The following is a 506-nucleotide window of genomic DNA, read 5'->3' on the forward strand; positions in this document are numbered from 1 at the left end:
CTGAAGACATTTTGTCGATTTCATCCAGAAGGAAGAGAGGGTTTTTCACACCAACTTTCGACATTTTCTGAATCAGCTTACCTGGCAATGAACCAATGTAAGTACGACGGTGGCCTCGAATCTCTGCTTCATCACGCACGCCACCTAGGGCCATACGTACGTATTTACGGCCAGTAGCAGATGCAATTGAGCGGCCAAGCGATGTTTTACCCACGCCTGGAGGACCAACAAGACAAAGGATAGGACCTTTTAGCTTGTTAATGCGGTTTTGAACTGCCAAGTACTCCAGAATACGCTCTTTCACACGCTCTAGACCATAATGATCTTCGTTCAAAATCTCTTCCGCTTTCGCGAGATTTTTCTTCACTTTAGAACGCTTAGTCCAAGGTACACTTACCATCCAGTCGATGTAGCTACGAACTACTGTCGCTTCTGCGGACATTGGAGACATCATCTTAAGCTTTTGCAGCTCTTGCTCTGTCTTCTCACGTGCTTCTTGCGGCATT

At 46.2% G+C, this 506-nt stretch carries 1 protein-coding gene; it reads right to left on the minus strand.

Going from position 1 to position 506, the window contains the following annotated elements:
* Window positions 1-506 (minus strand): AAA family ATPase (locus tag R7040_RS30300; RefSeq protein ID WP_318098171.1); only part of this gene is annotated, 506 nt, incomplete at both ends.

The sequence above is a fragment of the Vibrio sp. 1069 genome (assembly GCF_033340555.1).